Consider the following 13,868-nt stretch of genomic DNA (forward strand, 5'->3'; position numbering starts at 1 on the left):
CATGACGGAGGCACTGACCTTGCTGGCCGCGGCGGACGAACTGCTCGCGGCGACGCGGGCAACGCGGGTGGAGCGGCGCGACAACGTGCAGCTGGAGGCGCTCGCGCTGGCCGTGTCGGCCAACCTGCCGGTGCTGCTGTGGGGCGAGCCGGGCATCGGCAAGTCCGCGGCGCTGCAACAGCTGGCGGACCGGCTCGAGGTGCCGATGGAGACCGTCATCGCGAGCATCCACGAGCCCTCCGACTTCGCCGGCCTGCCGGTCGTCGGCGACGACCCGGCCAACCAGGGCGTGCCGATGGCGCCGCCGGACTGGGCGGTCCGGCTCACCCGGCTGGGTGTGGGCCTGATCTTCTTCGACGAGCTGTCCTCCGCTCCCCCGGCCGTGCAGGCCGCCCTGCTGCGCGTCGTGCTCGAGCGGCGGGTCGGCAGCCTGACCCTGCCGCCCGGGGTGCGCGTGGTCGCCGCGGCCAACCCGCCGGCCAGCGCCGCCGACGGCTGGCACCTGAGCCCGCCGCTGGCCAACCGGTTCGTCCACCTGCACTGGACCCACGACCCGGAGGTGGTGGCCCGCGGCCTGGCCGGCACCTGGCCCACCGCCGACATCCCGCGCATCGACCCGCGCCGGGCCGGGTCCGCGCTGGCCCGCGCCCGCGGCACCCTGTCCGGCTTCCTCACCGCCCGGCCCGGCCTGGCCCACCACCTCCCGGCCGACGCGGAGGCCCGCGGCGGCGCCTGGCCCTCGCCGCGCACCTGGGAGATGGCGCTGCGGCTGCTCACGTTCGCCCTGGCCAGCGACGCCTCGCAGGAGGCACTCTCGACCGCCCTCATCGGCGCCATCGGCGACGGCGCCGGGCTGGAGCTGGTGAACTACCTCGACGAGCTCGACCTGCCCGACCCCAACCGGGTGCTGGCCAACCCTGACGCGTTCGCCCTGCCCGACCGGGGCGACCGCCAGCTGGCGTTCCTCACCGCGATCGTCTCGGCCGTGCAGTCCGACCGGAGCCGGGCCCGGTGGGAGGCGGCGTGGACGGTGCTGGCCAAGGCGGTCGACGCGGGGGTGCCGGACGTGGCGGCCCGGGCGGCGGCCGACCTCGCGGCCATGCGGGAGCGGTCGTGGCCGGTGCCGCCGTCCATCGACGCCTTCGTCGACATCCTGCGGCTGTCGGGGGCGCTGTGACCGGGCCCGAGGCGCCGGCCTCGTCCGCCCTGACGGCCGGGGGCGGGCCGCCGCCGGGTGAGGCGGGCGCGGGCGGCGCGGGCGTGGCCGGGCGCGAGCGGGCCGGGGTGGCGCTGGACCGCACGAAGCTGCTCGCGGCGCGGTACCGGGCGGCGAAGCTGCGGCCGTATCTGGCGTCGGCGCTCTACACGCTGTCGGTCGTGCCGTCCTGGCATCTCTCGACGATGGGCGTGGACCGGCACTGGCGGCTGTACGTGAACCCGGACTTCGTCGCGGCGCACCCCGTCGAGGAGCTGGCCGGGGTCTGGATCCACGAGGTGGCGCACCTGCTGCGGGACCACCACGGGCGGGCCGACCGGCTGCCGCACGCCGAGCACGACGACCGCTTCCGGGTCAACGTCGCGCAGGACTGCGAGATCAACGACGACCTGGTGGCGGACGGGCTGGCGCTGCCGCCGGACCGGGTGGAGCCGAAGACGTTCGGGCTGCCGGTGGGGAGGCTCTTCGAGGAGTACCTGTCGGGCATCCCCCGCTTCACCGGGCTTCACCTGCAGTGCGGGTCCGGGGCGCACGGCGGGCCGGTGCCGGGCGAGGTCGGGCCGGACGGGGCGCCGGCGGTGCGGGGCATCGAGGCGGACGCGATCCGGCGGCAGACGGCGGACGCGATCCGGGCCCACGCGCGCTCGCGGGGCACCGTCCCCGGCGGCTGGATGCTTTGGGCCGACCGGATCGCCGAGCCGGTCGTGGACTGGCGGCGCGTGCTGGCCGGGGCGCTGCGGCAGGCGGTGGCGTGGGCCAGCGGGGCGGTCGACTACACGTACGCGCGGCCGGGGCGCCGCGGCGGGGCGCTGCGCGGGGTGGTGCTGCCGAGCCTGCGCCGGCCGCTGCCGCGGGTCGCGATCGTCATCGACACCTCGGGGTCCATGGGGCCCGACGACCTGGCCTCGGCGCTGGGCGAGGTGACCGGCGTGCTGCGGACCGTGGGCATCCGCGGCAACCGGGTCACCGTGCTGGCCTGCGACGCCGACGTGCACGCCGTGACCCGGGTGACGAGGGCGGAGCAGGTCGAGCTGGGCGGGGGCGGCGGCACCGACATGCGGGTGGGCATCGCCCGCGCCCGGGCCGTGCCCGACCCGCCGAACATCATCGTGGTGCTCACCGACGGCGCGACGCCGTGGCCTGACGAGCCGACCGGCTGCCGGGTCATCGCGGGGCTGGTCGGCGACCACCCGGCCGCGCCGCCGTCCTGGATCGAGGCGGTGCACATCACGGAGCAGCCCGCGGGCTGACGACTTTCGGCGACTGTCGGACGGCATTGGGGGGTGCCTACGGTGAGGACATGGCAGAGGAGACGCTGGGGCTGTCGCGCGCGGACCGGGGAATCATCGGGATCGGGTTTCCCCTGGCCGGCGGTGTCGTCGGGTGGCTGCTGCCGGTCGCGGCGCGGTGGCTGCTCGGGCTGCCGTGGGTGCCCTTCGCCGGGCCGCTGCGGCTGGTCGAGCACCTCGACGGCGGATGGGGGCGGGTCGCCCTGGCCGCGGGCGGCGCCCTGCTCGGGGCCGCCGCCGGGTTCGTCGCGCTGCACGAGTCGCTGCGGGTCACCGTCGGCGACGAGGGGCTGACGGTGGTGAGCGGGGAGTCCCGGCGCAGCGTGCCCAGGCGCGACGTCGACGCGGTGTTCGTGGACGGGCGGCTGCTGGTCGTGCTCGACCGGGAGTCGCGGCAGGTGGTGCGGGACCGGCTGGAGAACGCCGGGAGCCCGAGGGTGGAGCGGGCGTTCCGGGAGCGCGGGTACCCGTGGGTGCCGCGCGACCCGTACGACGGGCTGTTCCGGCGGTGGGTCCCGGACCTGCCCGACCTGCCGGCCTCGGTCAACGCGCTGCTGGCCGCCCGGGCGAAGGCCCTGGAGTCCAAGAGTGCCGCCGATGCGGCGGAGCTGCACGACGAGGTGCAGAAGCTGGGGTACACCGTGCGCGACGTCGGCGTGGCCCAGCACTGGCGCCCCTTGGTGAGACCATGACCGCCGCGGACGCGAGGCGAGCGGGAAGCGGACGGCTCTCGTGTCGTTGCGGCTCGCGTCGCTGGAGAGCGCCGCGCGGCGCGGCGAGCCACTGGTCCGCTGCGCCGCGCAGCCGTCCACGGTCCGCCGCGGGCGGCCACGCTGGGGTGGCACCGCTCGGCGCGGCGAACCACCCTGCCGCGGGTGGTTGCGCCGGGGTGGCGGCGTGAGCCGGGCGCGTAACTGGGCCGTCGACGTCAGCTGCGTCGTCGTCGCCGTGCTGGTGGGGCTGACCGCGGCGGCGGGCGGGCTGGACAACGGGTCCATGTCCGACGAGCGGCTGCTGTTCTCGCTCGCCGTGACCCTGCCGGCCGTCGTGTTGCTGTGGTGGCGGCGCCGGTATCCGGTCGCGGTGGCGCTGCTCATGCTGGTGCCGGTGGCGGTGACCGAGGTGGCCGGCGGGGCCGCGGCGATCGCGGTGCTGACCGTGGCGGTGCACCGGCCGCTGCGCACGGCGGTGTGGGTGGCGGCGGCGCACTTCGTGGTGTCGATCCCGCTGAGTGTGGTGCACCCGGACCCGGACCTGCAGGTCGTCGGGACCAACGGGGTGGGGCTGGTCATCATGGCCGCCCTGGTCGCCTGGGGCAGCGCGGTACGCAACCGCCGGCTGGTCATCGCCACGCTGCGGGAGCGGGCGGCGCGGGCCGAGGCGGAGGCCGAGCAGCGGGCCGAGGTGCTGCGCGGGCTGGAGCGGGAGCGGATCGCGCGGGAGATGCACGACGTGCTGGCGCACCGGATCTCGCTGATCAGCCTGCACGCGGGGGCGCTGGAGATCCGCAGGGACCTGAGCCGGGAGCAGGTGGCCGAGGCGGGCGCGACGATCCGCGGCAGCGCGCGGCAGGCCATGGAGGAGCTGCGCGAGATCCTGGGGGTGCTGCGCACCGGCGAAGACGACGAGCTGCGCCCCCGCCAGGACCTGGCCGACCTGGACGAGCTGGTCGGCGAGGCACGGCGGGCCGGCGCGACCGTCCACCTGGACAACCGCGTCGACGACCCGCGGGGGCTGCCGCCGGCGGTCAACCGGACCGCGTTCCGCCTGGTGCAGGAGGGGCTGACCAACGCGCGCAAGCACGCGCCGGGCGAGGAGGTGTCGGTGCTCGTGGGCCGGTGCGAGGAGCGGCCGGACCAGCTGTACGTGCGGCTGCGCAACCCGCTGCCGATGGGCCCGGTGCCGCCGGGGTTGCCTGGCTCCCGCTCGGGCCTGGTCGGCCTGGCCGAGCGGGTGGCGCTGGCCGGCGGCCGCATCCGGCACGGCCCGCGCCGCGGCGACGGCGAGGGCCCGCACTTCACGCTGGAAGCCTGGCTGCCATGGGCGACGTGACCCACCCCGCCGCGGGCAAGGCGCGACACCGACGGCCCGCGCCGCGTGCCGGAGGCGGAACCGCCCTGGGCCGGGCGCAGCAGTCGTCGGAGGCGGGGGTGCCGTGGGAGACGTGATCCGGGTCGTCGTGGTGGACGATGACGCGCTGGTGCGGGCGGGGCTGGCGATGGTGCTCGGCGGGGATGACGGGGTGGAGGTGGTGGGCGAGGCGGGCGACGGGGCGCAGGCGGTGCGGGTCGTGCGGGAGGCGCGGCCCGACGTGGTGCTGATGGACATCCGCATGCCCCGGGTGGACGGGCTGGCCGCGCTCGAGCAGCTGCGGCCCGACGAGGCGCGGGTCGTGGTGCTGACGACGTTCGACACCGACGAGCACGTGCTGCGGGCGCTGCGGCTCGGGGCGCACGGGTTTCTGCTCAAGGACACGCCGCCGCTGGCCATTCTCGATGCGGTACGGCGGGTGGCCGCCGGCGAGCAGACGCTCTCGCCGTCGGTCGTGCGGCGGCTCATCGCGCACGTCGCGGCCGAGGGGCGAGGTGAGGCGGCGCGGCGCGGGCTGGCGGTGCTCACGCCGCGGGAGCGCGATGTCGCCGAGGCCGTGGCCGAGGGACGGTCGAATGCGGAGATCAGCGCGGCGGTACACATGAGCGTGGCGACCGTGAAGACGTACGTGTCGCGGATCCTGGCCAAGCTCGGGTGCACCAACCGGGTCCAGGTGGCGATCCTGGTCCACGAGTCACGGCTCGACTAGGCCGGCCACTCCGTCCAGGACGGCCTGCAGGCCGCGCTCGAAGTAGGCGGCCACGGCGTCGGCGGTCAGCGGCGGGCCGGCCACCTCCGGGTCGCCGGGCTCGTGGCCGTTCAGGAGGCCGGCGGTGTGGGGGTAGCGGCCGGTGGCGAGCTGGGCCATGCCGTACTCCACGATGGCCTGCACCGCGTCCGGGTCCGGCTGGGTGCGGGTTTCGGCGGCGCGCAGGGCGCTGCCGAAGACGTACGCGTCGACGATGCCCAGCACGTCGTACTTGGCGGCGGTGTCCAGGGCGGTGCCGGCCAGGGCGGCGAGGCTCTGCTCGAAGTGCAGCATGGCGTTGGGGCCGATGGCCGGGCCCTGTCGCAGGGTGATGGCCCACGGGTGACGCGACAGCACGGCCCAGGTGCGCCGGGCGATGGCGGCGGTCGCCTCGCGCCAGCCGTCGGGCAGCTCGCCCTCGGGGACCACGGCCTCGGCCATCAGGGCATCGTCCATGAGGGCGAAGAGCTCGTCCTTGGTCTCCACGTAGTTGTACAGCGTCATGGTGCCCGCCCCAAGCCGCGCGGCCACGTTGCGCATGGACACGGCCTCGATGCCCTCGGCGTCGGCGATCTCGAGGGCGGCGGCGGCGATGCGATCGCGGCTGAAGCGGGGCGCGCGGGCGCTCGGCTCCGGGCGCGCCCAGATCGGCGGGCGGGGCGCATCCGTGGGCATCCCCGTAGTCTGACGCACCGGCCGACCTGGCGCAGCCAGCGGTCCGCAGACGGCGTCGGCGATCCGCAGACGGCGGTCGGCGATCCGCAGACGGCGGTCGGCGATCCGCAGACGGCGGTCGGCGATCCGCAGACGGCGGTCGGCGACAAGCCTCAGCGGTGATAGCGGTTGGCGATGAAGCTCGGGGGCTCGGGCTCGGCCGGCCCCGGCAGGCGCGGGGCGGTGTTGGCGCCGAAGCCGCGGCCGAGGGTGCGGACCTGCTCCTCCATGAGTGGCACGCTGCGGCGGGCCTGCGCCTCGACGACCCTCTCGGCCAGGCGGCTGTTGAGGAGGGTGCGGAACCAGTACATGAGGAAGACGCTGCGCGGCACGAAGACCTTGCGGCGGCGGCGTTCCAGCGCATCGACGAAGGCGGCGGCGCAGCGCTCGACCGAGGTCGTCGAGCCCATCGGGGGCGGCAGGCGGCGCAGGGTGTCCTTGAAGGCGGGCAGGTCGTCCTTGGCGTCGCGGACGAGGTCGGTGTCGATCCACGACGGGTGGGCGGTGCCGACGGCGACGCCGTGGTGGGCGACCTCCAGGCGCACGGCGTTGCCGAAGTGCTCGACGCCGGCCTTCGAGGCGCAGTACGGCGCCATGCCCGGCAACGCGGCGAAGGACGCGGCGGAGGCGACGATGAGCAGGTAGCCCCGGCTGGCGATGAGGTGCGGCAGGCAGGCGGCGGCGGTGCGCATGACGCCGACGAGGTTGACCTCGACGGTGCGCACCAGGGCCTCGACGTCGCCGGTGGCCATCGTGCCGCGGCTGGCGACGCCCGCGTTGGCGACGACGGCGTCGATCCGGCCGTACTTCGCGAGCACCCCCTCGACCGCGGCCGCCATACTGGCCTGGTCGGTCACGTCGGCGGCGAACCAGGCGGCGTCGAGCTCCTCGGCGAGGGCGCGCAGCCGGTCGGGTTCCAGGCCGACGAGCGCAAGCTTCGCGCCACGGGCGGCGGCCAGGCGGGCGGTGTGTTCACCGATGCCTCGGGCGGCGCCGGTGACGAGCACCACCTGGCCGGACAAGCTGCGCTTCACCGGGGTCCTCCCGTCGGCGGTACCGTGCAGTACCAGGCAAACTAACACCCGGAGACATTGTCGCGAAAGGGCGGGATTACCGCATGACGAGCACCAGGACCGCCGAGGAGTTGCGGCAGGACCTGACGGGCGGGCTGGCCGAGGCGATCGCCGTGAAGGGGTATGCGGCCACGACGATCGCCGACATCGTCATGCACGCCCGGGTGTCCAAGCGCACGTTCTACGAGCACTTCGCCGACAAGGAGGCGTGCCTCATGGCCCTGTACGAGCAGGGCTGCGGGCAGCTGCTGGCGGTGGTGCGCAGCGCGGCCGGGGAGGGCGGCCGGCCGTGGAAGGAGATGATCAACAACGGGGTGACCGCGTACCTCGGCGCGCTGGAGCGCATGCCGGCGGTGACCCGCACGCTGCTGGTCGAGATCCAGGCGGCCGGGCCGAAGGCGTTCCGGCTGCGCCAGCAGATGCAGCGGCGCTTCGCCGATGCGCTGGTCGAGGTGGTGGAGGGGGCGCGCGCGGCCGACCCGGCCATCCCGGCGCTGTCGCCGCTGCTGGCGATCGCGCTCGTCGGCGGCGTGCACGAGATGATGTTGCAGGTCTCGGACCCGTACACCGGCGCCGGCCCCTCCTGGACCTCCCTCACCCCGGCCGTGGACGAGCTCGTCTATGCCATCCTCACCAATCCCTGGCGCGAATCGGGTGGAATGATCGGGCGTACAGACGAGTTGCAGGACTAAACAGAGGAAGGAACTCGTTGCTGTGCTGAACCCCAGCGAACTCTACGAGCTCATTGACGACGTGCCGGCGCTCGACCGGCCGGTGCTCGTGCACGCGCTGACGGGCTTCGTCGACGCCGGCAACGCCGCCCGCCTCGCCCGGGAGCACCTGCTGACCGTGGGCTCCGCACGCACGATCGCGTCGTTCGACCTCGACCAGCTCTACGACTACCGCAGCCGCCGGCCGGCGATGCTCTTCGTCGAGGACCACTGGGAGCACTACGAGCGGCCCCAGCTGCTGCTGCGCGTGCTGCGCGACGCCAGCGGCACCGAGTTCCTGCTGCTCGACGGGCCGGAGCCGGACCTGCAGTGGGAGCGGTTCTCCGCCGCGGTGCTCGAGCTGATCGAGCGCTTCGACGTGCGGGCCACGGTCGGGCTGACCGCGATCCCGATGGCCGTGCCGCACACCCGACCGACCGGCGTCACCGCGCACGGCACGAGCCGGGACCTCATCGCCGGGTACGAGCCCTGGCTGCAGCGGGTCCAGGTGCCCGGGAGCGTGGGGAACCTGCTGGAGTACCGCATCGGGCAGCAGGATCGCGACGCGTTCGGGTTCGCCGTACACGTGCCGCACTATGTGGCGCAGGCCGAGTTCCCGGCGGCGGCGGAGAAGCTGCTCGCCTGCCTCGCCGACGCCACCGGGCTGCGGGTGCCGATGGAGGAGCTGCACACGGCGGCCGAGGGCGTCCGGGCCGAGATCGACGTGCAGATCGCGCAGTCCGACGAGGCGGCCTCGCTGGTGCGGGCGCTGGAGGAGCAGTACGACGCCTTCACCCGCGGTCGCGCGGGCAACAACAACCTGCTGGCCGACTCGCCGGCGCCCCTGCCCACGGCGGACGAGATCGGGGCCGAGCTGGAGCGGTTCCTGGCCGAGCACACGCGGGGCGACGAGCCGCCACTCGGCGGCTGAAACGCCAGGGTTTCAGCCGCCGAGTGGCGGCTGAAACGTCGGCGAGGGCCCGGCTACCAGGTCGTCCCGGTCAGGCGCTCGTAGACCTCGACGTACCGGGCGCGGGTCAGGGCGACCACGTCCGGCGGGACCTCCGGGCCCGGCGCGGTCTTGTCCCAGCCGCTCGTCAGCGACCAGTCGCGCACGAGCTGCTTGTCGAACGAGAACTGCGTCCGGCCCGGCTCCCACTGGTCCAGCGGCCAGAAGCGCGACGAGTCCGGGGTGAGGACCTCGTCGGCCAGCAGCACGGCGCCGTCCGGCGTGCGGCCGAACTCCAGCTTCGTGTCGGCCACCACGATGCCGCGCTCGGCGGCGACGGCGGCGCCGCGCGAGTACACCCGCAGGGTGAGGTCGCGCAGCTCGTCCGCGAGGTCCTTGCCGATCTCGTCGCGTACCTCGTCGAGCGTGATGAACTCGTCGTGCACGCCGACCGGGGCCTTGGTCGTCGGGGTGAAGACCGGCTCCGGCAGGCGCGAGCCCTCCACGAGCCCGGCCGGCAGGGGCACTCCGGAGACTTCGCCGCGGGAGTTGTACTCCGAGAGCCCGAGCCCCGCCAGGTACCCGCGCGCGATGCACTCGACCGGCAGCATCTCCAGCCGCCGGCAGCGGATGGCCCGCCCGGCGAACTCCGCGGGCACGTCGGTCGCCGAGATGACGTGGCTGGGCACGATGTCGGCCAGCTGCTCGAACCACCACAGCGAGAGCCGGGTCAGCACCGCGCCCTTGTCCGGGATCGGCGTCGGCAGCACGACGTCGTAGACGGAGATCCGGTCCGAGGCGACGAGGATCAGGTCGTCGCCGTCGGCGTACACGTCACGGACCTTGCCCGAGTGCAGAAGTTCCACGCCGCTCAGCCTATCTGGCGGGCACGGGGTGAGCTGCGTCACGACTCCACCGCCTAGGCGGCGCGGAAGTAGCGCACCGCCAGGCCACCGGCGAGCAGGAAGCTGGCCCCGAGCACCGCCAGGTGCAGCGGGTGCGGGACATCGCCGACCCAGGCCGCCTGGATGGCCTGGCGGAAGGCGCCGAGCGGGGTGAAGTCCCCGATGCGGCGCAGCACCTTCGGCATGTACTCCACCGGGACGTACAGCCCGGCGAAGAACGCCGACGGGAACCACATCGCCAGGGCGTAGCCGGAGGCCGCCTTGGTGGTGCGGGCGACCGCCGCGACCAGCAGGCCGATCGGGAAGAGGCCGAGCACGCCCAGCAGGAGCGTCGGGACGACCAGCGGCAGGTCGGGCAGGTGCATGCCCAGCGCGGCGACGCCGATGACCAGCGTGAGCAGGACCGAGAAGAGCACCACGCCGGCGTTCATGACGAGCTGGGCGCCGAGCAGGGCCGCGGGCTTGACCGGGGTGGTGGCGAAGCGGCGCAGGATGCCCCGCTCGCGGTAGCCGGCCAGGACGACCGGCAGCATGAAGAACGCCACCATCGCCATCGACACCATGACGGACATCGAGGGGATGTAGGTGTCGATGCCACGGTGGCCGCCCAGGGCCGGGTCGGCCTTGTGCACGCTGCCGGGCAGGCCGAAGGCGACCAGCAGGGCGACCGGGAGCAGGACGGTGAACATCGGGCCGCCCGCGTCGCGCAGCATCAGCCTGGTCTCGACGGCGGTCAGCCGGGTCAGGGTACGCATCTCAGGACTCCTTGTCGGTGAGGGCGATGAAGGCCGACTCCAGGTCGGCCTGGACGATGTTGAGCGAGAGCGGGACGACCGACCGGGCGGCGAGCGCCGAGGACACCTCGTGGGCGAGATTGCCGCGGCCGGTCACGGTCCAGGCGTAGTCGTCCGAGCTGATCGAGTCGACGCCCGGCACGGCGGCCAGGGCGTCGGGGGCCAGGAAGGCCGAGGGCCGGAAGGTCACGGTCACGCCCGACGAGACACTGCGGACGAGACCCGAGGGGGTGTCGATCGCGACGGTGCGGCCCTGGTCGATGACCGCGATCCGGTCGCACAGCTGCTCGGCCTCGTCCATGAAGTGCGTGACGAGCAGGACGGTGACGCCGTGGTCGCGGATGTCCTCGATGAGCCGCCAGGTCTCCCGGCGGGCCTGCGGGTCCAGGCCGGTGGTGAGCTCGTCGAGCACTGCCACCTCCGGCGAGCCGACCAGCGACAGCGCGATCGACAGGCGCTGCTTCTGGCCGCCGGAGAGCCGCTTGTACTGCTGCTCCGCGTGCTCGGCCAGCCCGAGCCGGGCCAGCAGCGGGTCGACGGGGGCCGGCCGGTCGTAGAAGGAGGCGAACAGCTCCATCGCCTCGCGCACCCGCAGGCGATCCGGCAGCTGGGACTCCTGCAGCTGGACGCCGAGGCGCTGGCGCACCGCCGGGTCGGCCGGGTCGAGGCCGAGCACCCGCACCTCGCCGCCGTCGGGGCGGCGCAGGCCTTCGATGCACTCGACCGTGGTCGTCTTGCCGGCGCCGTTGCGCCCGATGATGCCGAAGATCTCGCCACGCTCAACCGAGAAGGACACGTCCCGCACGGCGGCGTGGTCGCCGTAGGACTTCTGCAACCGCTGAACGTCGATGACCGTCATGCCGAGGACTCTCCCGGTTCCGCCGGGCGGGCAGAATGACGCTGGGCGCCGATCTGGGGGTGGGGCTGGCTACACCCCTCCGGGTAGTCAGGCCCGATGCGCGCAGGGACGGCGGGACGGAGGCTCAACGGCATGGCATACCTCAGAGGGCTCGCCCGCAGCGCGCAGCTGCTCGGTCTGGCCGTGCTCGTCTTCGTCGCGTTCCTCGGCTCGATCGTCCTGATGTGCGCGGTCATCGTGGCCGGCATGGAGCAGGCGCGACGGCTGACCGGCTACTGCCGGCGACTGTTCGGCGGCTGGCTGGGCCGGGAGATCCCCGAGTGGTACCGCCCGGCGCCCGGCCCGCCGCAGCCGGACGAGGAGGGGATGTACCGGCACGAGAGCACGCTGTACCACTCGCCGCGCTGGCCCGCGTACTTCAGCCGGATGCAGTGGCTGGCCGACGACCCGGCGAGCCACCGCGATTTCGCCTGGCAGGCGTTGTTCCCGCTGGTCGTGCTGCTGCTGGTGCCGATCGGGCTGCCGGTGGCCCCGCTGACCGTGCGCGCGGTCGCCGCGTGGAGCGCCCGCAGGCTCGCCCCGTCCACGAAGGTCAAGCGGCCCAAGCGCAGCGACGCGGTCCTGCTGGCCTGGGCCCGGTGCGGCCTGCTGCTGCTCAGCGCGCTCACGCAGGTGGTGCTCTTCGGGCTGAGCCTGCTGTGCCTGGTGCTGGGCATGGGCCTGGGCATCGTGTTCCTGGTCCCGGTCGGGCTGACGCACTTCCGCTGGCTGGTCAACCTCCGCCGGCAGTACGCCGGGTGGGCCGGACAGCGCATCGAGCGCCCCTACAAGCCTCGCCTGCGGCCGGAGCTTCGGCCCGACGGGCTCTACCGGGTCGGCAACACCCTCTACAAGACCGAGAGCATGGCCGAGTTCGGGGCCCGGTGGCACTGGGTCTGGCACGACCTCGCCGCCTGGCGCGACCTGGTGTGGCTGCCCGCCGACGCCCTCGTCACCGGCGTGCTGGCCGGGTTGCCGGTGCTGTTCGGGGTGTACGGCGCATTCGGCCTCGCCCTGCCCTGGATCTGGACCACGGCGTTCGGGGCGGAGTGGAGCGGCTGGTACGGCGCGGTGGCCGGCAACCGCCTCGCCGCCCTGCCGACCGGCGTGGCGCTCGTCGCCGCGGCGCTGGCGCTGCCGCCCCTGGTGCTGCCGCTGATCTCCCGCTGGAGCGCGCTGCTGCTGCGCCCGACGGCCAAGGAGGAGCTGCGCCGGCGGGTCGAGCGGCTCACGCAGACCCGCGCCGACGCGGTGGACGCGCAGGCCGCCGAGGTCCGGCGCATCGAGCGCGACCTGCACGACGGCGCCCAGGCCCGGCTGATCTCCGTCGGGCTCACCCTCGGCGCGATCGAGCGGCTCATGGACACCGACCCGGACGCCGCCCGTCGGCTGGTCGCGCAGGCCCGGGAGACCTCGCAGGCGGCCCTGACCGAGCTGCGCGACCTGGTGCGCGGCATCCACCCGCCGGTGCTGTCGGAGCGGGGGCTGCCCGATGCCGTACGGGCGCTGGCCCTCGACACCGCGGCCGAGGTCACCGTCGCCGGCCGGCTGCCCGGCCGGCTGGCCGCACCGGTCGAGTCGGCGGCCTACTTCGCGGTCAGCGAGCTGCTGGCCAACGCCGTCAGGCACGGCCGCGCCGAGCACGTGACGGTCGACATCCGCCACCGCGAGGGCCGGCTGCGCGTCACGGTCACCGATGACGGCGAGGGCGGCGCCGACCCCTCGCGGGGAACCGGCCTGCGCGGGATCGAGCGGCGGTTGGGTACCTTCGACGGAACGCTCGCCCTGCACAGCCCGCAGGGCGGCCCGACCGTCGCGACGCTGGAGCTGCCGTGCGCGTTGTCCTCGCCGAAGACCTCTACCTCCTGAGGGACGGCATGGTCCTGCTGCTGCAGAGCCACGGCTTCGAGATCGTCGCCGCGGTGGACAACGGCCCCGCGCTGCTGTCCGCCCTGCTGGAGCACCGGCCGGACGTGGCCGTGGTCGACGTGCGGCTCCCCCCGTCCTTCACCGACGAGGGCCTGCAGGCCGCCCTGGCCGCCCGCCGCGAGGTGCCGGGCCTGCCCGTGCTGGTGCTCTCGCAGCACGTGGAGCAGTTGTACGCGCGGGAGCTGCTGGCCGACGGCACCGGCGCGGTGGGCTACCTGCTCAAGGACCGGGTCTTCAACGCCGAGCAGTTCATCGACGCCGTGCGCCGGGTGGCCGGCGGCGGCACGGTGATGGACCCGTCGGTCATCGCCAAGCTGGTCGCCCGCCCGACGCCGCAGTCGGGCACCCTGACGCCGCGCGAGCGCGAGGTGCTGACCCTGATGGCGGAGGGGCGCTCCAACGCGGCGATCGGCAAGCAGCTGTACCTCAGCGAGAGCGCGGTCGGCAAGCACATCGCGAGCATCTTCGGCAAGCTGAACCTGCCCGTCTCGGACGACGACAACCGCCGCGTGCTGGCGGTCCTGGCCCACCTGCAGGGCACCGGCTCGTAGA

Annotated in this window: 14 protein-coding genes; 9 read left to right on the plus strand and 5 right to left on the minus strand. The window is 74.4% G+C overall.

Annotated elements, in window-relative coordinates; all coding sequences use genetic code 11:
- The first annotated feature begins 1 nt into the window (after position 1).
- The 5 genes from ABD352_RS28895 (at position 2) to ABD352_RS28915 (ending at position 5,305) form a co-directional block, all read left to right on the plus strand.
- Positions 2-1,177, plus strand: a complete 1,176-nt coding sequence (locus ABD352_RS28895) for an AAA family ATPase (RefSeq protein ID WP_344615656.1) — start codon at positions 2-4, stop codon at positions 1,175-1,177.
- Positions 1,174-2,466 carry a vWA domain-containing protein gene (locus ABD352_RS28900; RefSeq protein WP_344615657.1) on the plus strand — a complete coding sequence of 431 codons (1,293 nt, stop codon included), beginning with the start codon at positions 1,174-1,176 and terminating at the stop codon, positions 2,464-2,466. Before ABD352_RS28895 ends, ABD352_RS28900 begins: the two co-directional genes overlap by 4 nt.
- Before the next feature lie 50 nt (positions 2,467-2,516).
- Positions 2,517-3,197: a YqeB family protein gene (locus ABD352_RS28905; protein ID WP_344615658.1), complete on the plus strand. Its 681-nt coding sequence runs from the start codon at positions 2,517-2,519 to the stop codon at positions 3,195-3,197.
- A gap of 205 nt (positions 3,198-3,402) precedes the next feature.
- On the plus strand, positions 3,403-4,557 hold the full coding sequence (locus tag ABD352_RS28910) for a sensor histidine kinase (RefSeq protein ID WP_344615659.1): 1,155 nt from the start codon (positions 3,403-3,405) through the stop codon (positions 4,555-4,557).
- A gap of 103 nt (positions 4,558-4,660) precedes the next feature.
- Positions 4,661-5,305: a response regulator gene (locus ABD352_RS28915; protein WP_344615660.1), complete on the plus strand. Its 645-nt coding sequence runs from the start codon at positions 4,661-4,663 to the stop codon at positions 5,303-5,305.
- Here ABD352_RS28915 and ABD352_RS28920 read toward each other — a convergent pair.
- The gene (locus ABD352_RS28920) at positions 5,291-6,019 is read right to left on the minus strand and encodes a TetR/AcrR family transcriptional regulator C-terminal domain-containing protein (RefSeq protein ID WP_344615661.1); all 729 of its coding nucleotides are present in this window, start codon (positions 6,017-6,019) and stop codon (positions 5,291-5,293) included. The genes ABD352_RS28915 and ABD352_RS28920 overlap by 15 nt on opposite strands.
- Positions 6,020-6,171: 152 nt before the next feature.
- Complete coding sequence (locus ABD352_RS28925; protein WP_344615662.1) at positions 6,172-7,092, minus strand: SDR family oxidoreductase; 921 nt, start codon at positions 7,090-7,092, stop codon at positions 6,172-6,174.
- Positions 7,093-7,175: 83 nt separating this feature from the next.
- On the opposite strand from ABD352_RS28925, the gene ABD352_RS28930 reads away from it, so the two are divergent.
- Positions 7,176-7,823, plus strand: coding sequence for a TetR/AcrR family transcriptional regulator (locus ABD352_RS28930; RefSeq protein ID WP_344615663.1), 648 nt, complete (start codon positions 7,176-7,178; stop codon positions 7,821-7,823).
- Positions 7,824-7,845: 22 nt separating this feature from the next.
- The gene (locus ABD352_RS28935; protein ID WP_344615664.1) at positions 7,846-8,772 is read left to right on the plus strand and encodes a proteasome assembly chaperone family protein; all 927 of its coding nucleotides are present in this window, start codon (positions 7,846-7,848) and stop codon (positions 8,770-8,772) included.
- Positions 8,773-8,825: 53 nt separating this feature from the next.
- Here ABD352_RS28935 and ABD352_RS28940 read toward each other — a convergent pair whose 3' ends face one another.
- From ABD352_RS28940 to ABD352_RS28950, 3 genes are read right to left on the minus strand one after another with little or no spacing between them, the layout of a single operon-like run.
- Complete coding sequence (locus ABD352_RS28940; protein WP_344615665.1) at positions 8,826-9,656, minus strand: phosphoribosylaminoimidazolesuccinocarboxamide synthase; 831 nt, start codon at positions 9,654-9,656, stop codon at positions 8,826-8,828.
- Between the two features lie 53 nt (positions 9,657-9,709).
- A complete protein-coding gene (locus tag ABD352_RS28945) occupies positions 9,710-10,450 on the minus strand; it encodes an ABC transporter permease (RefSeq protein ID WP_344615666.1) in 741 nt (246 codons plus the stop codon).
- A gap of 1 nt (position 10,451) precedes the next feature.
- Positions 10,452-11,348, minus strand: coding sequence for an ABC transporter ATP-binding protein (locus ABD352_RS28950; RefSeq protein ID WP_344615667.1), 897 nt, complete (start codon positions 11,346-11,348; stop codon positions 10,452-10,454).
- 132 nt (positions 11,349-11,480) lie between these two features.
- Between ABD352_RS28950 and ABD352_RS28955 the strand changes: the two genes are divergently transcribed.
- Both ABD352_RS28955 and ABD352_RS28960 read left to right on the plus strand, forming a co-directional pair.
- Positions 11,481-13,256: a sensor histidine kinase gene (locus ABD352_RS28955; protein ID WP_344615668.1), complete on the plus strand. Its 1,776-nt coding sequence runs from the start codon at positions 11,481-11,483 to the stop codon at positions 13,254-13,256.
- A complete protein-coding gene (locus ABD352_RS28960; protein WP_344615669.1) occupies positions 13,220-13,867 on the plus strand; it encodes a response regulator transcription factor in 648 nt (215 codons plus the stop codon). The genes ABD352_RS28955 and ABD352_RS28960 overlap by 37 nt, the downstream gene beginning before the upstream one ends.
- The last annotated feature ends 1 nt before the right edge of the window (position 13,868 follow it).

Origin of the sequence: Dactylosporangium salmoneum (assembly GCF_039532525.1) — a bacterium.
GTDB lineage: Bacteria > Actinomycetota > Actinomycetes > Mycobacteriales > Micromonosporaceae > Dactylosporangium > Dactylosporangium salmoneum.

Excerpts from the sequence above, each read along its gene's own strand:
- ABD352_RS28920 (WP_344615661.1), bottom strand. The coding sequence starts at position 6,019 with ATGCCCACGGATGCGCCCCGCCCGCCGATCTGGGCGCGCCCGGAGCCG.
- ABD352_RS28950 (WP_344615667.1), bottom strand. The coding sequence starts at position 11,348 with ATGACGGTCATCGACGTTCAGCGGTTGCAGAAGTCCTACGGCGACCAC.
- ABD352_RS28930 (WP_344615663.1), top strand. The coding sequence starts at position 7,176 with ATGACGAGCACCAGGACCGCCGAGGAGTTGCGGCAGGACCTGACGGGC.
- ABD352_RS28905 (WP_344615658.1), top strand. The coding sequence starts at position 2,517 with ATGGCAGAGGAGACGCTGGGGCTGTCGCGCGCGGACCGGGGAATCATC.
- ABD352_RS28895 (WP_344615656.1), top strand. The coding sequence starts at position 2 with ATGACGGAGGCACTGACCTTGCTGGCCGCGGCGGACGAACTGCTCGCG.
- ABD352_RS28945 (WP_344615666.1), bottom strand. The coding sequence starts at position 10,450 with ATGCGTACCCTGACCCGGCTGACCGCCGTCGAGACCAGGCTGATGCTG.
- ABD352_RS28955 (WP_344615668.1), top strand. The coding sequence starts at position 11,481 with ATGGCATACCTCAGAGGGCTCGCCCGCAGCGCGCAGCTGCTCGGTCTG.